This is a genomic window from Brachybacterium vulturis, from assembly GCF_043641765.1.
In the GTDB taxonomy this organism is placed as follows: Bacteria; Actinomycetota; Actinomycetes; order Actinomycetales; family Dermabacteraceae; genus Brachybacterium; species Brachybacterium vulturis_A.
Genome location: NZ_JBHZRO010000024.1, coordinates 1 through 17886, shown reverse-complemented (window position 1 = coordinate 17886; position 17886 = coordinate 1). Strand labels below are relative to the sequence as shown.

Sequence of the window (17886 nt, the reverse complement as noted above, 5' to 3'; positions counted from 1 at the left end):
TCAGTTTCCTTCCGTGGTGGGTGATGCGGTCAGGTAGGGGTTGTCGATGGACGCCAGCGTCCGGGAGACCGTTGCTCCCAGACGCAGGAATGCTCGCTGCGTGGGGGCAGCGAGACGATCGAAGGACAGCCGTGAGCCGGCGTCGATGTGCGAGTCGTACGGGATCTCGAGCACGTCAGCGGTGTTCTCCTCGAACCATTCCCGCCACTTCGGTGCGTTCTCACGATCAACCGCGGCGCCGCGCACGTGAGAGATCACCGTGACCGCGTTGCGGACCAGGTCGTCGCGGCCCATCTCGTGCAGCTGCACGATCATCTGCTGCGCGGAGCGAACATGGTCGTACGACCAGCGCAGGGGGATCACCAGCACGTCAGCGGTATCAGCGGCCGCGGTCCAGTTCGGGGCCAGCAGTGAGTTGCCGGTGTCGACCACGATCAGCTGATAGAAGCGCGAGAGGATCGCGTGCAGCCTCATGAACTCGTCGTGGCCGATCATCCGCATACTGCGGGAGTCCTCCGCGGAGGCGAGCACGTCGAACTTGCCCACCTGCTGGTGGCGCAGGAACCGGCCCAGATCGCCCGTCCCTCCACGCCCCGTCTCGAAGAGCTCCGCGCTGTCCAGGAGGTCGACCGCCGTGGTGGGGAACCGCCCTGCTGCGGTGCGCAACCCCAGCGTGCCCTGGTTCTCGTTGTTGTCCCAGGCGACAACCCCGCCGCCGCGATGCTCACCGAGGATCGCGGCGAGCAGCGCCACCACGGGAGTCTTTCCGGCCGAGCCCTTGTGGTTCGCGACCGCGACCGTCATGGGGCGTGAGAGCTGCAGGCCCGCGTCCCGCTCGTCGTCGAGCCGCGACAGCTCCTCCTTGCCCGGACGCAGCTTCACCAGACCGAGGGTGGCCAGCGCGAGGCGGCGACGCCACCCCTCCGACGCCACCAGTCGGTGGTCACCGGAAGGGGCCACCTCGAGGGCGGCGTATGACGGCTGATTTGTGCGCTCACTCACGCCTGTGGAAGTCTGCGTGGCATCTGAACGATTCGGGGGAATCGAGGGGGAAGCGGGCCCCTTCTTCGCATCCGCTCGGTCCTCCCGCGACTCTGCCGTCTCCGCCTCCGCGGGGGTGGCCGCACCAGGGAGGTGCCCGGACTGTTGAAGAAGCTCATGGGCAGCGCTCTGACGACGCTCGTAGCTCCCGCCCTGCCAGTCGTTCACCGTAGCCCCCTGTGGTTACGTCTCATCATGCTTCCATAGTCTCGCATGTTCCCGTAGCATGCAAGCATGCGGAAACTTGCACAACCTCAGTTCGATCGGGCGATGCGCCGCGACTGGCCGATGATGATGGACGCCACCGACATCGCCGAGTTCACCGGATGGACGAAGCTGACGATCCTGAACTGGATCAAGGAAGGGCAGCTCACCGGAGCGCTGACGCTCTCGGACTCCCCGAAGTCGACCGTCCTGATCCCCCGCGAGCTCGTCTTCGCGCAGCTCGACCCTCGCCAGGGCCTCAGCGCACAGGGGTGATGGCAGCGTGAAGAAGGTCCTCGCACTCGGCGTCGGGGGGGTCATGCTCCTCGGCGTGACCGTCGTCGGCGCTGCTGTGCTCGACGAACAGGACGTCACAGCGGCATGCCTCCCAGGTGGCGCAGCGGTCACCGTCAACGTCGACGGCCTACCCGAGGAGATCGCCGGCTACAGCGGCGACGCGCTCCACAACGCCGCAGTCATCGCCCAAGTCGGCGAGGAGCTGGGATTCGGAAAGCAGGGACAGCTCGTCGCCCTGATCACCGCGATACAGGAGAGTCAACTCGGTAACAACCCCAGCACCGCCAGCCCCGACGAGAACGGCGACGCCGGCGTGTTCCAGCAGCGACAGCTGGATGGCTGGTACGGCTCCCTCGAAGAGGTCAACGATGTCTCCTACGCCGCGACGGCGTTCTACAACGGCGTGACGGCCGAGAGTGCCGGCGACTACGGCTCGGTGGGCGGTGGCACTGGCTACGGCCACATCCCTGGCCTGACGGATATCTCCGGGTGGGAGTCCATGCCCCCTGCCGAAGCAGCTCAGGCCGTGCAGCGCTCGGCCCATCCCGACGCCTATGCCGAGCACCTCGACGAGGCGGAAGCAATCCTCGAGGGACTGGCGAACGCGAACGTCAACGTGGACAGCGCCAGCACCAGCGACGCTGGGGGCGCTAGCGACGCCGGCGGCGACTCCTGCGCCGCCCCCGCCGTCGAGGCCACCGGAGACGCCGCGGAGGCCATCGCACGCGGCCGCACCCTGCTCGGGACGCCCTACGAGTTCGGCGGTGGAGGCAAGCACGGACCTGACACCGGCATTGACTGCAGCGGCTTCGTGCTCTTCGCCTTCGGGCTCGACTCCAACGAGATCGGCCGCACGGCCCAGGCCCAGTTCGACAGCCTCGCCTCAACCAGCGTTCCCCCCGACCAGATCCAGCCCGGCGACCTCATCTTCTACGCAAAGGGCCGCACCGGCACCGTCGGGTCTCCCGATGCCATCAGCCACGTCGCGATCTACAGCGGCGACGGGAAGATGATCGAGTCCACCCGGTACAACGGCGGCACCGAGCCCGGCGTGCAGGAGATCGACGCCCAGGTCGAGGACGGTCGAGGCTTCGTCGACGTGCGCCGTCTCCCCAGCACCTCCGAGGAGGCCGCATGATCCGCCGACGCCTCCCGCACGTCGCCGCCACCGCGCTCCTCGTGCTCGCCGCGGGGTGCGCCCATTCCGAGCCGGCGCCGACGACGCCCCCGCCGGCGCCAACCGAGTCCACCCCGGACGAGCCGGACTGGACCTACAGCACACCTTCCCCGACCAGCGATGGCCCCGACGACATCCCGGACGACAGCCTCATCGACGAGGAGGCCGACCAGGACGCACGAGAGGGCGCGGCTGCCGCCGCGACCGTCACCGCAGAGATCTGGGTGCAGGGTTCGACTCTCGATCAGCGTGAGTGGCAGGAGCGGCTCATGGAGACCCTGACTCCGATCGCGCAGGACTCGTACCGCGACCGCTGGTGGGGCTACCGAGTCGCCGAGACCGAGCTCACCGGCGAACCCGAGATCGTCGCCGCAACGATGGCCAGCGCCACCGTCACGATCCCCACCAACGCCGGCGACCTCACCCTCACCGTCACCCGTCCCACGCCCACCGACCAATGGCTCACCAGCGGCATCGAGCCCGCCACCACCGAGCAGTGACCCTAGGAGAAATGCGATGACTGACGCCCAGATCACCATCAACCGCGACGGCACCGGTTCCGTCATCGTTGACGGCGAGACCACGACGATTGCCGCATCAGGGGCCGCCGAGGCGCGCCGGGAGGCCACCGCGCACATTGCAAAGCACGCGGCCGAGCTCGGCCGACCGGTTCCCGCGATCGCCACCGAGAACGGACGCTCCTGGCCCCTGCTCATCGGGACCGACGGTGCCGTCACCCCTCGGCCCCAGGACGACGCTGCAGCCGCGCGGCCGAGCACCGTCAGTGCGCCGTCCGTCGAGATTCCCGACGCCCAGGCGGACCTCGACGTGACGCGCTCCCGCTCCGTCACGGGTCAGCCCGCGCCCTCCTGGGAGCAGCCGGCCAACGATCCCATCATCAGCGAGGTCCCCGGAGCGCAGGACGACCTCGAGGCCACGCGCCCCCGCGCGATCGCCACCGAACCTCCCGCAGCACCACGGCCCTCCGCTCCGGCACCGCAGATCCCCTCCCCTGCCGTCGATCACAGCTCCGCCGTCGACGAGCTGCACACCATCCGCGAGGTGCAGTCCGACGTCCACTCCTCCGCGGCCCCGACCCAGCAGAACGAGAGCCAACACGCCCCGGTCGTCGATCCGCCCGCCGCTGCCGACGCCGTCGACGCCGACCCTCGCTGGGCCGACATCTCGCAGCAGCCCGCTACGCACGGCTTCCGAGGCACCCTCAACGGTGTCGGGCTCAAGCTCGCCCCCACCGACGAGGAGCTCGCCGAGCGCCGCGAGAGCCTGCGTCAGGAGATCGCACGGGAGGAGGAGGCGCGCCGCGCCGACGAGCAGCTGGCCCAGGAAGAGGCAGCGCGGGAGACCCGCCGCGCCATCCGCGATCGCGCCGCGGCCGAGAAGGACCGCGCCGAGCGCGCCATCATCCAGACCCCGTTCGAGGAGCCCAAGAAGGTCATCATCGCGAACCACAAGGGCGGGCAGGGCAAGACCACCGTCACCTACGGCATCGGTGCCACCGCCGGCCGGATCCGCGGCGGCGACGTCATCGCCTGGGACGCGAACGAGACCCAGGGCAACCTCGGCTTCCGCGCGAAGAAGGCCCCCACCGCTCGCAGCGTCGTCGACCTCCTCGAGGAAGCCGCCGACGACTTCACCACCGTCGAGGGCAGCAAGCGCGCCACCCTCGCGCGCTTCACCCGCTCCCAAGGCGACAACCTCTTCACCGTCCTCGCCTCCGACGAGTCCCGCGACCGCCAGGACCTCGTCGACGCAGACGCCTTCGAGAAGGTCCACGAGATCCTCGGGCGGTTCTACTCCCTCATCCTCATCGACACCGGCAACAACCACCGCGTCTCCCACTTCAAGGCCGCGCTCGAGGCCGCCGACCAGCTCGTCATCCCCGTCTCCGCCGGCGCCGACGGCGCCCACGCTGCCGAGGCCATGCTCGACTCCTTCGAGAGCCTCGGCCACAGCGACCTGGTCGAGGGCGCCGTCGTCCTCCTCAACGACTCCGCCACCCGCCGCGGCGACGCCACCGGAATCGCCGCCAAGTTCGAGCAACGCGTGCGAGCCATCATCCCGATCCCCTTCGACCCCTCCCTCGACAGCGGCGACGAGATCGACTTCGACGCCCTGCAGCCCTCCACCCGCGCCGCCTTCCAGGAAGCCACCGCCGCGATCGCCGACGGCCTCGCCAAGAGGAACTGACCCACGATGGACATCTCCTCCGAGGCGACCGTGGCCGCGGCCACGACCCGCGGCCGCGGGCGAGGCCCGGGGCCTGCCCCCGAAGGGACGGACCCCTCAGCCTCACTGCTGCTTGATCCGGTCCGGCCGGAACCCCGCCCAAGCGTCTCCGCCTGGGGTCAGCACGACCGGCGCCTGCATGAAGCCCGCCGCCTGGAACGCGGCCCGCTGCTCGTCGGTCACGTCCTCGAGGGACACCTCCACGAAGGCCAGGCCGGCCTTCGCCAGCGCCCGCTTCGTCGCGGTGCACGGACCACAGTCGGGACGGGTGTAGATGGTGACGATCTCGCTGTTCATGGTGGCTCTCCTGCCTGGGCTGTCCGGGTGGTGACAGGACACAGACGCCGCCTCGATCAGGCGGTGGAGCACCCACAGGGCCGCAGCGCAGCGGAGGACCCGGGCAGCCCCAAGGGAGAGAAGTTCTCCGGCGAAATAAGGGAGCTTGCGACCGCGTCGGAGAAGTTCTCGCCCGCCGCGGGCCGAGCGCAGCGAGCCGGGTTGCGGAACCGCCCGAGGTGGCAGCGTGGTCTGTTCACCGCCCAAGCCCTGGCAGGAGCCCGCACACCGCGATCGTCCATCACCGCACGGACCCCCAGGCACCCACTCCGCCGCAGCGGCATGAACAGGCACTGACCATGGACCCCCAGCACCACGCACACGACGGGCAGCGCGCTACCCCCACCGAAGGAGAATGACCCGTGCTCGACCCCACCGGCCCCTACGTGGGCGACCCAGACCCCAGATTCCTCGAGACCTTCGAAGGCGTCCTCTACAGCCCGTGGCTGTACGCCCTCGTCGTTGCGACGGCGTGTGCCCTCGTCCTGCTCGGTCGTCGCTCGCACGTGGCACTCATCGTCGGGGCAGCAATCGCCGCCAACGGAGTCCTATGGTGCCTGCTCGGCTGGACCCTCGCCGAAGCCGGCTACTCAGGTGACTCTTCGCGCTACCTCACGCAACTTGCCCTCGGCGTGCTCGCCTTCGCTCTTGCGCTTGCCGCTCGCCGCTATCGCCGCGGCCGCACCCCTGTCGACACGATCGCCACGCACAACCACTGGGCAGACGAATCATGACCACGACACGCCGCCTCAACCCTGTGCACATTTCTGCCAAACCCCGTAGTGTGGCCTCCATGACCACACCGCGTAAGCGTCCTCAGGGGCGACCTTCCCTGGGGGAACGTCGCCAGATCGCAACGCGCATCCCTGTGGAGGTGGCCGACAAGATCGACCGCCTGTCGCAGCTCACCGGGCAGCCCATGGGGCAGATCGTCTCGGATCTGGTGGTCAAGCACTCTTCGGAGATCGACCCTGACGCCTATGAGGCCGGTGCTGATCAGCCTCGGATGACGTTCGAGGAGGATACGAAGAGGACCGCGTAAAAGACTTCGCCCCCGAACCTGTTGGCGCAGGTGCGAGGGCGATTCAGAAGTCTTCGGGAGTCAGTTACCGCTGACGACCCGGGGCGAACCATCAAGGAGGTTCATTCACTTGTTGCCCCCAGGATACGGGGGTCGCGTCGTCGTAGGCAAGTACGACACCACTGGTGTGTCTCGCGCCGCCTCCGACGCCACCCTCTCCCCCACCGACACGTGGCGGCTGTGCCTCGAGCTGCTGAACCAGCGGCCGTTGATCCGCCTGGCAGAGCGGCGCAGCACGAGCGTCGCCTTCCCCCGACGACTCGGCCGAAGGGTCGAGCGGTTCACCGACGCTCCGCCCTCGCAGCCCGTCGCGGTCCACGTCTACGACGCCCAGGGCCGCACCCGGTTCCTCCCGCTGGACTTTGACGCTCACGACCGCACCGGGGATCAGATCGTCGCCGTCGAGGACGACCTCGCCGTGGCGACCTCGCTCCTGGACGAGTGCGGCTTCTCCTACCTCGTGGACCGGGCCCACGGCGGCGCGCACATCTACGTCCTGCTCGAGGACCCCATCGGCGCCCAGGAGGCGCACTCGCTCGTGCTCGCCCTCGGTCGGCGCCTCCCCACCCTGGACCTCAAGCCGACGAGCAACGTCAGCGATGGGCTGATCACCATCCCCGGCAGCGCCCACAAGCGCGGCGGCCACCGAGAGCTCGCGCACGACGCCGACTCGGCGCGCGCGATCGCCGCCGGCCCCCACTCCCCCGCCAGAGCCCTCACGCGCCTCCGTGCGGCCCTGGCGGACGAGCTGCGCGCACTCCTCGAGGAAGACCGTGAACGCGGCGCAGAGCGCCGCACACGGGCGCGTGAAGCCGGCTCCGCCGATCCGATCGCCGACGCGATCACCGACGAGGAGATCCGCGCCGTGCTCGTGCGCGGCATCGGCCGCCACATGAGCACTACGTGCACCGACCTCGCCCAGCGCGGCGACTGGCGAGCCCACGGCTACCCCAGCGCCTCCGAGGCCCGCCGCGCGGTCCTCATGTCCGCGATCGCCACGGGCCTCACCGAGACCGACGTCCGCGCTCGCATGCTCGGCGAGGAGCCCCAGTGGCCGGGCCTCCGCTCCCTGCTCGAGCACAAGGGCCTCGACCGCCTGCGCGACGAGTACGCCCGCGCGGCCGCCGAGATCGCCCGCCGCGAACGCCAGAAAGCCGGCCGAGTCATCGTGACCAGGGACGATACTGCCGTCAGCTCTGACACTAGCGCCAATACACACACCCGGGGCGGGGGGGACTCCCCCTCGGTGCACGACACGTACGGCGTGATCCGCGCATGGATCACGCTCGTGGAGCGCTACGCCGCCGGCGAGTACCCCGGAGCTCAGGGCTGGGACTACCAGATGGCACTGCGCGCCCTCGGCCAGGCCGCCAGCACAGTCGGATCCACTGTCACCGCCATGGGAGTTCGCTGGCACTCCGTAGCCCTCGGTGACTCCCGCACCGGTGCTGCCGCCCTCCTGCGCGCTCTCGCGGCCGAGGACGACCCGTGGGTGGTCCTCGTCGCCCGCGGCCGCGGGATCTACGCCGATCAGTACGAGCTGCGCATCCCCGACCGGCACGCCTCCCTCGTCGAGGAGCTGCGCTGGCGGCCCGGGAAGACCCAGGCCGTCCGCCCCGTGTTCACGGTGCTCGGCAAGGCCACCGGGCTGCTCTTCGAGGCCGTCGAGCGCGGCGCCACCTCACGCGCGCGCATCGCCCTGGTCACCGGCCTGAGCGCCGACGCCTATCGCGACGCCCGCGACACCGCCCTCGCCTACGGGCTGATCACCGGCAACGACCGCGACGGCTACGAGCTCGCCGCCGACGACGCCCGCCTCGAGCTCCTGGCGCAGCAGCTCGGTGCCATCGAGGCCCGCGTGCGCCGCATCCACCAGCACCGCCGCGAGCGAGCTGCCTACTGGGCCAAGCTCGAGCAGCTCCGCCGCGAACGACCCTGGATCCGCGTCGTCCGCGATGTCGACGAGACCGACCCCGAGGTCGAGGAGACTCTCGCCCAGATGTACCTCGACTCTCTCGACGAGCCACCGGGGCAGGCCCGGGAAGCGGGCTAACACCCCCTGCACTAGACGCACTCGCGCCACTACTTGCACTGTATGCACTAGTGCAGTTAGAGTGCGGAGTGCTGATAGTGCACAGAGTGTATTTCCTCGACAGGAGGACCCATGCCCATCCCCACGCGCCTGGCGATCGATGGACTCTCCGTCCGCGCCTATGGCCGCCTCGACCTTCTCGAGACCCGGCTGGTCCACATCCTCGGATCTCTGGACCCCACCCCTCACGGTGCACGCGTCGCCGAGCACGCTGCGCTGGCCGTTGTCGAGCACAGCGACAGCTGCGTGCTGCTGCACGACGGCCCCGGCATCGCCGGCGCCGCGCTCGATGCGCTCACCCTGAGCGCCCCCGACCGCGCAGTCGTCATCGCCCGGCGCGGCGTCACCCCATGGCACGAGACGCTCGCCTCGAGCGGGGCCCTGGTGCTCGAAGGACCCACCAGCAGCCTCCTCGCGCATCTCGCCGACGCGGCGCTCGTCATCGAGCAGGCGCACTCCGCCCTTCCCCACTCGCCACGCATCGCCTGCGTGCCCGGTCCGATCCTGACCGCCGGCACCGCAGGCTCCAACGCGCTCCTGGTGCGGCCCGACGTCGAGATCGTCCCCGAGCTCGACCAGTGGGCGCGGCGCCTCCACTACACCGCGCAGCGGCCCCGTCAGTACAAGATCGCGGACTAGTCATCCCTTGAATGCACTAATCGCGGCACGCACACTACCTGCACTGTCGATGGTGCGTGCATCGCTCTCCACCTGCCCGTGCGTGCTGTGCACCGCCTGCACGGTTCGCACTAGTGCACACAGTGATATAACCTGTTTCCATCGAGAGGAGCCCCATGGCCGTCTACACCTGCGCCCTACCCAAGGGCGGGTCCACGAAGACCAGCACCGCAGCCGAGATCGCCCTCGCCCTGACGCGCCGCGGCTTCCGAGTCCTCGCCATCGACCTCGACCAGCAGGGCAACCTGTCCACCCGCCTGGGGATCACCCCGGAGACGCCCATCGAGGCCACCGCCGCCGAGGTGCTGGATGCCTCCGCCACCCTGCGGGAAGCGGCCGAGCCCGCGCCGACTGCGCAGGGCGTCGACGTGATCGTCGGAGCCCACGACCTGACCGCCCTTGAGGAGCAGCCGCCGCCGGATCTGGTCACCAGCCTGCGCGACATGCTCCCGACGGTGGGGGACCGGTGGGACCACGTCGTCATCGACACGCCCCCGAACGTCGGCGCCCTGACCATGGCGGGACTCGCCGCCGCCGACCACGTGATCGTCAGCCTGCAGGCCGCCACCGAGGCCTACGACCAGCTCGACCGCCTCGAGGCCGTGATCGCCGAGCGCTTGACGCGCCGCATCCGCCCCGGCCTGCAGATCAGCGCTGTCGTCCCGGCCATGGTCGACTCCCGCCGCCTGCTCGATCGGGAGATCCTCGAGCTCCTCGCGCAGCGCTACGGCGATCGCGTCACGCCGCCGGTGCGGCAGGCCGTCGCCGTGCGCGACGCCTACACCGCCGGCATGGGCGTGAGCGTCTACGACCCCGACAGCGCGGTCGCCGCCGACTACCGCGCCGCGACCGATCACCTGCTCAACCTCACGATGGGAGCCCACTGATGGCCAAGCCCAAGCGACGCAGCCTCTCCGAGCGCAACGCGGAGGCGATCGCCGGCGCCGTCGACAACACGTCGACCCGTGAGGACGGGGGAGCGGAGCAGCCCCCCGCGCCCCAGCCGCCCGCACCGGCTCCGGCAGACCGCCCCGCAGCGGTGAGCCCCGCGCCGCCGGCCTCCGAGGAGCCCACCCGCCGCAGCAGTGTCTACCTCACGCCCGACGATCTTCGCGACGTGCGCTCGGCGTACATCGTCGACTTCGACCACCGGCCCGGCTCGCCGGGAAGCTTCGGCCTGTGGGCCGCCGGCGCAATCGGCGAGCTCGCCGCCCTCACCGTCGAAGAGCGCCAGGCCGTTCGAGAGAGCCTCGGCCCCGCAGGTGCCGGCGCGAACCGCTCGCAGCAGCTCCTCGTCCCCGACGACGTCGCGGGCGCCGTCGGGGACGCCATGCGTCAGGACCGGCTCGCCGGCGTCGTCGATCGCTCCCGCAGCGTGTTCTACAGCTACGCGCTGCGCTGGCAGGCACGCCAGGCCGCACGCCGTGCCGGCCTGGACACTCTCCCGGAGCCGCCGGCCCGCCTTCCTCGGCTGGACCTCCGATGAGCGAGACGGACCCCGCGGGGGAGCTTCGTAGCCTCGTCGAGGACGAGCTCTCGCTCCTCCTTCTCGACCCTGAGCGGCCGGATGAGGCGACCTCATCCGTGCGCCTGGACATCGCTGAGGTCCCCGAGGAACTGCGCTGACGGCATCAGTCCACGGCGTCGAGCTGTGGCAACTCGCCCACGGGAGTGCACTGTGTGCACTAGCCGCACTGTCAGCAGCGACCCCAACGGGGCGGGTGAGAGCGTCCGCGCCAGCCGCGATGAGCACCCGGACCGGTCGACCTCAGAGGTAGCGCCCCAAGCTGCGGAACGTCACTGCCTGGGGTGCTGGACCGGGGGATCTTGACGCACTGGCGGGGGAGGAGCACACCCGGCTCGCTCCGCTCGGCCGACGGTCCCCAACAAGATCCCGACGCGCTGCGCTTATTTCGCCGGGATCTTCTTGGGTCCTCGCCGGCTGCCCGGGCTCTCGCCTCCGGCTCGACCCTTCGGGGTGCACCACCCCCACCAGCGCATCCCCCGCTCCTTGTCAGCACCCCCGAACAGGGGTAACGCCGAACAAGGAGCACACGATGTACCCTCGCAACCTCGCAGACCGGGTCCTCGGGACCGACGGCAGCCACCTCGTAATCGCGACCCCCGCCTGCAGCTTCTGCGGCGAGACCGGATCGATCCTCCTGACCGAAACCGAAGTCCTCGCCCTCGAAGACGGCACTCCCATCCAGGACGCCGTGGCCCGGCTCGACAAGTCGACCCGAGAGCAGTTCATCTCGGGCATCCACTCGAGCTGCTGGGAGTCGCTCTTCGGATCCCTCGAAGAGTGATCCGCTCGGGGCTCCCGCAAGGGAGCCCCGAGTCTCTTCGAGTCGGAACTCGCAGAGCTCGTGCTGCCTCTGGAGCACTCCGTGCTCCACGGAACGACGCGAGCGGCTTCGCCACTGTCGCACGCGCCGTGCTTGTCAGTCTGCTGAGGCCCCGCTGCGCGGACTCGAACCTTGCGGCGTCCAAGGCTCCGCTGCGCTCCGCACGGCCGCCACGTTCTGGCTTCCAGCGTGGTCACCTAGCTGCTGCTGCAGGACCTCTCATTCTACTCCGCGGGGGTCCCCGAGCCGCAACCCACGCTCCAGGTCAGAGGCACTTTTTACCTTCGCAAGCTCAGGCGAAAAAGTGCCCCTAACCCTCCGCTCTTCGGGGTTGCAGCCCACCCCGCTGCAGAGTCCCCAAAGGGAAGGTCCCGCAACAGCGGGGTCGCCAGGCGCTTTCGCGCCCAACCCGAAGGAGCACACCATGGACATCACTGAGCTCACCGCCGTGCAGTTCGCGGCATACACGCTGACCTCTCTCGCCGAGCCGCTGCCGCGAGGGTTCATCCTCGCCGGCATCGGCGCGGGCGGTATGTCCGCCACGTTCGGCGTCGACCCCGACGCCGACTACCCGCAGGAGCTCTCGGCTGCCTCGTTCCACCCGCTCGCCGGTGAGGACATCGTCCTCACCGTGGTCCACGACCACGGCATCGAGCCCGCCGCTCACGACGCACAGACGGTGCTCCGGCGGCTCGCCGGCCTGCACTTCGCGGCCATCGTGCTCTCGTCCGGCGACTACCTGATGGAGCTGCCGGGCGAGAGGCGCACGACGCTCGCTGCCGCGAGCGCCTCGCTCCCCGCCGAGCTCGGCCGGCCGACCGAGCTCGAGCTCTGGGCGCCGACCCGCTCACGCGACTTCGAGCCGGTCGATCCCGTGACCGACGAGGTCGACGCTGCTGCGCTCCTCGAGCCGTGGATCCACGCCGTGGTCACCGGCCGACGGCCCGACGTGAGGCTGGTCGCCGAGATCGCCGCGGCGATCACCGACGACACCTCGCGGGATCGCCTCCTGCTCGCCGCCGTCCGCCTCGGCTTCGCCGAGCTCGACGACGCGAGCGGCGACAGGGACGTGCTCGCTGCGCTGCTCGGCTCCCGCAGCCGGCCGCAGGGCGGCAAGCTCACCCGGGCGGCGCTCCTCGCGCAGTACGTCGCCGCGCACACCACCGACTCGTCGGCGGCCGCGATGCTCTACGCGATCGCGAGCCTCCTGCTGTGGAGTGAGGCCCGGGCTCGGGCCTCGCTCCACGCCGCTGAGACGGCGCTGCTGCACGATCGCTCGTGCTCGCTCGCGAACACGGCGTTCGAGGTCGTCACCAAGCTGGACTACCCGGCCTGGTTCAGGGGCTGACATGGCCCGGCGGGGCGGGCCCTCCGGCCCGCCCCTCATCGGCCCGCGCCCTCCGGGGCGCGGGCCTTTCCGTGCTGCGCACGGGAGCGCGCTTCGCGCGAGGGGGAGGGGCGACCCGGGCTGCCTTGCGAGCATTGTGCGCAGACGCTCCGCGCCTGCGAGCTGCCGCTGCGGACAGCCCTGGCCGCCCCTCCCAACGCACTCGCATCCGCTCGCCCCCAACCCAATGCACTGCGTGCACCATCTGCACTGCATGCCGTCAGCTGTCGCTGACGACTGATGGAGGCCGACATCGTCGGCCCCTCAGCTCGAGCCGGGCACGCCCGGCTCGAGCTCTTCGATTTCCCGTCCTCCTGGGCTTCCCACTGTGCGCGCTCCTCCCTCCACGCAACTCCGCGCCGCGGAGTCATCCGAGCCCGAGAACTTCTCGACGCGGTCGCACGCTCCCTCTCATCGCCGAGAACTTCTCGCCCCCGATGCCCTGCGGGTGCGCTCCGCTCGATCGCGGCGCCGTTCACAAGCACCAGGAGGACGGGGAAAAAACGATCCCTGTCCCACACCACCAAGGAGCACACCATGACCCGCGAGTTCACCATCACCCGCCGCACCTACACCGGCTCCATCAACTTCCTGCGCGGGGCGGTAGTGACCATGGCCGAGCCCGGCGGAGATCGCTACGCCCGCGTCACCGTTCGAAGCGGAGGGGAGACGTACTACCTCGAGAACGTCGGTCACGACTCCATCACCACCCAGACCCTGCACCGCACCGTGCGCTGGACCTCCGACTACGCGCACCGCGCAAGGGACGCCGCGCAGCAGATCGACAGCGCAGACCCGCACCGAGCCACCCGCCTCGCGCGCTACGCCTCCCTCTGCGCCCGGGCCGCACGCACCCTCAGCGACAACTCGCCCGGCACCGGTATGGCCCTCGACGCCGACGAGACCGCCGCCTGGGCAGCCGACGCCGAGGCAGCAGCCGGAACCCCCTGCGGCAGCTGACCACCGCACGGGCCGCCCCACCACCCCGGTGCGGGCGGTCCGTGCCGCCCAATCGGAACTCGCTGCGCTCGTGCCGTGTCCACACCGCACTCCGTGCGACCCATGCACTCCGTGCAGTTCGGGGCACTGCCCAGCGGGCAGCACCCTGACGGCCGCCGGCTCCGCCGGCCCTCACCGATCCGGGGCCCGCCCCGGATCGGCCCTTCATACTCCCCGTCCTCCTGGGCTTTCCACTATGACCCCTCCGCCACTGCACGCAACCCCGCTCCGCGGGGTCGGCGGAGGCCGAGAACTTCCCGACGCGCTGCGCTTACTTCGCCGGGAACTTCTCGGCCCCACCGCCCTCCGGGTGCGCTCCACGGCTCCGGGGCCCGTTCACAAGCACCAGGAGGACGGGGAAAAACGATCCCGGCCACTGGCCGAAAGGAGCACACCATGACCACCACCGACACCACGCGCACGCTCGTGCACGTCGACCCCACCAGCATCGTGCTGGACACCAACGTCCGCACCGACGCCCGCCTCGACAAGGACTTCGTCGCCTCGGTCCGCGACCACGGCGTCATGCAGCCCGTCGTCGGCTACCGCGACCAGGATGGAGCCGTGCACGTCCTGCAGGGCCAGCGCCGCACCCTCGCCGCCGTCGAAGCCCAGCGCGAGACCATCCCCGTCTACCTCGCCGACACCCCGGACGAGGCCGGACGGATCATCACGCAGATGCTCGAGAACGACCAGCGCACCGGCTTCACCGACGCCGAGCGCGCCGACGGCTACGAGCAGTTGTCCCTGCTCGGCCTCACCGCCTCCCAGATCGCCAAGCGCACCCACAGCCGCAAGGAGAGCGTCGAGCAGGGCCTCGCCGCGCGCCAGAGCCAGACCGGCCGCGATTATCTCGCCGCCGGCCTCACCATCGAGCAGGCCGCAGTCCTCGCTGAGTTCGACGACGACGAGGAGGCCGTCGCCTCCCTCGTCGCGGCCGTCGAGCGCGGCACTTTCGAGCACACCGCCTCGCGCCTGCGCCAGCAGCGCGAGGCGGCCCGCGCCGTCGCCGCCGAGGTCGACCGCCTGACCGCCGAGGGCACCACCGTCCTCGACCAGGCCCCGTGGGACTACTACTACGACGGCCGAGGCGCCGCCGCCCCGCTCCGCGCCCTCGACGTCGACGAGGAGCAGCACGCGACCTGCCCCGGCCGCGCCGTCATCGTCGTCGCCACGTGGGCGGGCGAAGCCCAGACGGAGGAGGTCTGCACCGACTGGAAGGCCAACGGGCACGAGAACCGCCTCGCCGTCGCCGGGGCCAGCGGCCCCCTCGACGAGGACGAGAAGGCCGAGCGCCGCCGCGTCATCGAAGGCAACAAGGAGTGGCGCGCGGCCACCGAGGTGCGCCGCGATTGGCTGCGCACCTTCGCCCAGCGCAAGAGCGCTCCGAAGGACGCCGCCGTGACTCTCGCACGGCTCCTCGCCGAGGCCCCCAGCCGCGTCTACGACGGCATGAACGACCGCAAGGGCATCACCGCCGAGGTGATGGGGGAGGGGTGGAGGAACAACGCACCGGCCACCAGCGCACGCGCCAGCATCTACGCCCTCACCATCGCCCTCGCGGGCATCGAGGTCACCTACGCCGACGTGCAGACCTGGCGACACATGGCCAGCACCGACCTCGACTACCTCGCCACCCTCGTCGCCTGGGGATACACCCCCTGTGACCTCGAACAGAGCCTGCTCGACGCCCGCGCCGAGCAGTGACCCTCCGGTCCGCCCCGCCCCGCGCGGGGCGGACCGCCCTCGGCGGCATCCCGCTCGGCGGCATCCCGCCGAGCCAACGGCCACGCCGTCCCGGCGCGCAGCACCCCCCTCTCCCGGCGCGAAGCGCGCCGGGAGAGCAGCCGGGCGCCGGCGGACGGAGCCGCCGCACTCCGCAGCCGACCCACGGTGCCGGCAACGGCCTCGGCCGACCCGTAGACGGGCCGGCCGACCCTCCCTCTGCGCACTCCGTGCACCATGTGCACTGTCGACACTGACTGTGCCGCCCGCCTGACCGGTGGGACCTGGCCCTTCGCCATGCCTGGGGTGCTGGACCGGGGGATCTTGACGCACTGGCGGGGGAGGAGCACACCCGGCTCGCTCCGCTCGGCCGACGGTCCCCAACAAGATCCCGACGCGCTGCGCTTATTTCGCCGGGATCTTCTCGGGTCCTCGCCGGCTGCCCGGGCTCTCGCCTCCGGCTCGACCCTTTCAGGGGTGCACCACCCCCACCAGCGCATCCCCCGCTCCTTGTCAGCACCCCCCGAACAGCAGGACGAAGGAGCACACCATGACCCCCGAGATCAGCAGCTACGAGCGCCTCCTCGAGATGGAGGCCCGCCAGCGCCAGGACCCGTTCTGGGGCCGCATCCACCGGCAACTCGACGAGATCGAGGCCGCCGCGCCCACCACCAGCGCCGAGGTCCTCCGCCTTCTCGACAGCAACAACCCCAACTCGGGGTTCTTCCACGGCGGGATGGACCGCGAGCTCCTGGGGTCCCTCACCATCGCCGGATGGGAGGTCACGGAGTACAACGCCGCCTACTACTGGACCGCGCAGCACCCCGCCACGGGCGAAAGCCTCGAGTACATCGAGGGCGACGTCTACAACCGCACCGACCGGTGACCAGGACCCGGGCCCAGGGCCCGGGTCCCTCACCGCAACGGCGCCCGGCTGCGCCGGGCACTCCACCTCTCCGCCGCACTCCGTGCCTTCGAGCATCGCCTCACCCGGCGACACTCTGACGGCGACCGGCTCCGCCGGTCCCTGCGTACGCCCCGCGACCCGTCGCGGGGCGCATCCCTCATTCCCCGTGTCCTGGGCTTCTCACTATGACCCCTGCGCTCCTCCGCACAACCCCGCTCCGCGGGGTCCAGGCACCCGACAACTTCCCGACGCGCTGCGCTTATCTCGCCGGGAACTTCTCGCCCACCTGGCCCTCCGGGTGCGCTCCCTCGCTCCGGGGCCCGTTCAAAAGCACCAGGGCACGGGGAAAAAACGACCGGGCCACCCACCGCACCGCAGGAGACACCCATGGACGAGAACACCACCTACTGCCACAGCTGCCACCGCGACATCCCCGCTCTCAGCGAGTTCTACGGCGGCGGCCGCGACCTCACCGCTCACCGGGACGACTGCCCCGAGCTCGCCGAAGCCCTCGCCGCCCTCCGCAACCGCTGACCCACACCACCAAGGAGCACACCATGACCGACCAGACCCTCACCATCCACGGCCGCCAGGTCACCGCCCGCGGCAACCTCGACCTCCTCGTCGCCCCCGGCCGCGTCCTCATCACCGGCAGCCGCGCCAGCACCCCCTACGGCGAGACCATCGCCACCAGCACCACCGAGATGCTCACCCAGCGCGGAGCGATCCTCATTGCCAGCACCGCCTACGGCATCGACTCCGCCGCCGTCCGCGCCGCCCGCCCGGACCGCACCGTCCTCGTCCAGGCCGCAGGCCTGAACCGCGCCTACCCGCGCGGCACCGCCCACCTCGCCCAGCACGTGCAGGACCAGGGAGGCCTCCTCCTCTCCGTCGCCACCGACCCCGACGCCGGCCCCACCCGCTGGGACCTCCTCGACGCCGCCGCCCTCCGCGGCGCGATCGCCCACCATGCCCTGTTCGTTGAGGGCGCGCACCGCAGCACCGCCTACGGAGCTTCCCTCACCTGCCCCTCCGTCTGGGCCGTCCCCGGACCGCTCACCAGCGCCGCGAGCGCATTCCCGCTCCGTCTCCTGCGCGAGGGTGCCCGACTCTGGACCGAGGACCCCGCCGACGCCGACCTCATCGCCACCGCCAACAACACCACCCACCCCTACCGAGGCGAACACTCCGACCTCCTCAACCACCGCCATCACGCCGCATGACCACCGGGGGGGGGGGGGGGGGGGGGGGGGGGGGCGGCCCCCCCCCCCCCCCCCCCCCCCCCCCCCCCCCGCCCGCGACATCGGCCCCCGGCACTCTGCACGTTGCACTCTGCGATCAGTGCTCGGCGCTCGGCACTCGGCGCT

General features: G+C 70.8%; 20 protein-coding genes. 18 read left to right on the top strand and 2 right to left on the bottom strand.

Translation table 11 applies throughout. The features are described 5' to 3' along the window. On the bottom strand, positions 1–1002 hold the full coding sequence (locus ACHUEU_RS14995; protein ID WP_394216910.1) for a MinD/ParA family ATP-binding protein: 1002 nt from the start codon (positions 1000–1002) through the stop codon (positions 1–3). 273 nt (positions 1003–1275) lie between these two features. On the opposite strand from ACHUEU_RS14995, the gene ACHUEU_RS14990 reads away from it, so the two are divergent. From ACHUEU_RS14990 to ACHUEU_RS14975, 4 genes are read left to right on the top strand one after another with little or no spacing between them, the layout of a single operon-like run. Continuing rightward, positions 1276–1521: a hypothetical protein gene (locus ACHUEU_RS14990; RefSeq protein ID WP_394216909.1), complete on the top strand. Its 246-nt coding sequence runs from the start codon at positions 1276–1278 to the stop codon at positions 1519–1521. Between the two features lie 7 nt (positions 1522–1528). After that, positions 1529–2680 (top strand): C40 family peptidase, encoded by a 1152-nt coding sequence (locus tag ACHUEU_RS14985; RefSeq protein ID WP_394216908.1) that lies wholly within the window; start codon positions 1529–1531, stop codon positions 2678–2680. Then, positions 2677–3219 carry a hypothetical protein gene (locus tag ACHUEU_RS14980; RefSeq protein ID WP_394216907.1) on the top strand — a complete coding sequence of 181 codons (543 nt, stop codon included), beginning with the start codon at positions 2677–2679 and terminating at the stop codon, positions 3217–3219. The genes ACHUEU_RS14985 and ACHUEU_RS14980 overlap by 4 nt, the downstream gene beginning before the upstream one ends. Before the next feature lie 16 nt (positions 3220–3235). Further along, entirely contained in the window at positions 3236–4927 is a 1692-nt protein-coding gene (locus ACHUEU_RS14975; protein WP_394216906.1) for a nucleotide-binding protein, read from the top strand. A gap of 102 nt (positions 4928–5029) precedes the next feature. On the opposite strand, the gene ACHUEU_RS14970 is transcribed toward ACHUEU_RS14975, so the two are convergent. Further along, on the bottom strand, positions 5030–5263 hold the full coding sequence (locus tag ACHUEU_RS14970) for a glutaredoxin domain-containing protein (RefSeq protein WP_010552472.1): 234 nt from the start codon (positions 5261–5263) through the stop codon (positions 5030–5032). A 401-nt stretch (positions 5264–5664) separates the two neighbouring features. On the opposite strand from ACHUEU_RS14970, the gene ACHUEU_RS14965 reads away from it, so the two are divergent. The 14 genes from ACHUEU_RS14965 (at position 5665) to ACHUEU_RS14900 (ending at position 17742) form a co-directional block, all read left to right on the top strand. Further along, entirely contained in the window at positions 5665–6036 is a 372-nt protein-coding gene (locus tag ACHUEU_RS14965; protein ID WP_259813368.1) for a hypothetical protein, read from the top strand. A gap of 59 nt (positions 6037–6095) precedes the next feature. After that, the gene (locus ACHUEU_RS14960) at positions 6096–6344 is read left to right on the top strand and encodes a hypothetical protein (RefSeq protein WP_259813369.1); all 249 of its coding nucleotides are present in this window, start codon (positions 6096–6098) and stop codon (positions 6342–6344) included. A 109-nt stretch (positions 6345–6453) separates the two neighbouring features. Continuing rightward, positions 6454–8436, top strand: a complete 1983-nt coding sequence (locus ACHUEU_RS14955; protein WP_394216905.1) for a hypothetical protein — start codon at positions 6454–6456, stop codon at positions 8434–8436. Positions 8437–8547: 111 nt separating this feature from the next. Next, the gene (locus ACHUEU_RS14950) at positions 8548–9114 is read left to right on the top strand and encodes a hypothetical protein (RefSeq protein ID WP_191461127.1); all 567 of its coding nucleotides are present in this window, start codon (positions 8548–8550) and stop codon (positions 9112–9114) included. Between the two features lie 155 nt (positions 9115–9269). After that, positions 9270–10040 carry a ParA family protein gene (locus ACHUEU_RS14945; protein ID WP_010552413.1) on the top strand — a complete coding sequence of 257 codons (771 nt, stop codon included), beginning with the start codon at positions 9270–9272 and terminating at the stop codon, positions 10038–10040. Next, a complete protein-coding gene (locus tag ACHUEU_RS14940; protein ID WP_394216904.1) occupies positions 10040–10639 on the top strand; it encodes a hypothetical protein in 600 nt (199 codons plus the stop codon). The genes ACHUEU_RS14945 and ACHUEU_RS14940 overlap by 1 nt, the downstream gene beginning before the upstream one ends. Next, positions 10636–10779, top strand: coding sequence for a hypothetical protein (locus ACHUEU_RS14935; protein ID WP_259813373.1), 144 nt, complete (start codon positions 10636–10638; stop codon positions 10777–10779). Before ACHUEU_RS14940 ends, ACHUEU_RS14935 begins: the two co-directional genes overlap by 4 nt. Positions 10780–11210: 431 nt before the next feature. Continuing rightward, on the top strand, positions 11211–11462 hold the full coding sequence (locus ACHUEU_RS14930) for a hypothetical protein (RefSeq protein ID WP_259813374.1): 252 nt from the start codon (positions 11211–11213) through the stop codon (positions 11460–11462). A gap of 463 nt (positions 11463–11925) precedes the next feature. After that, positions 11926–12849 (top strand): hypothetical protein, encoded by a 924-nt coding sequence (locus ACHUEU_RS14925; protein ID WP_394216903.1) that lies wholly within the window; start codon positions 11926–11928, stop codon positions 12847–12849. Between the two features lie 576 nt (positions 12850–13425). Then, positions 13426–13848, top strand: a complete 423-nt coding sequence (locus ACHUEU_RS14920; protein WP_259815795.1) for a hypothetical protein — start codon at positions 13426–13428, stop codon at positions 13846–13848. A 435-nt stretch (positions 13849–14283) separates the two neighbouring features. Beyond that, positions 14284–15594: a ParB/RepB/Spo0J family partition protein gene (locus ACHUEU_RS14915; protein WP_394216902.1), complete on the top strand. Its 1311-nt coding sequence runs from the start codon at positions 14284–14286 to the stop codon at positions 15592–15594. Positions 15595–16162: 568 nt separating this feature from the next. Beyond that, positions 16163–16498 carry a hypothetical protein gene (locus tag ACHUEU_RS14910; RefSeq protein WP_191461003.1) on the top strand — a complete coding sequence of 112 codons (336 nt, stop codon included), beginning with the start codon at positions 16163–16165 and terminating at the stop codon, positions 16496–16498. A gap of 408 nt (positions 16499–16906) precedes the next feature. Continuing rightward, a complete protein-coding gene (locus ACHUEU_RS14905; protein WP_281872677.1) occupies positions 16907–17053 on the top strand; it encodes a hypothetical protein in 147 nt (48 codons plus the stop codon). Positions 17054–17076: 23 nt separating this feature from the next. Then, positions 17077–17742, top strand: a complete 666-nt coding sequence (locus ACHUEU_RS14900) for a DNA-processing protein DprA (RefSeq protein WP_394216901.1) — start codon at positions 17077–17079, stop codon at positions 17740–17742. The last annotated feature ends 144 nt before the right edge of the window (positions 17743–17886 follow it).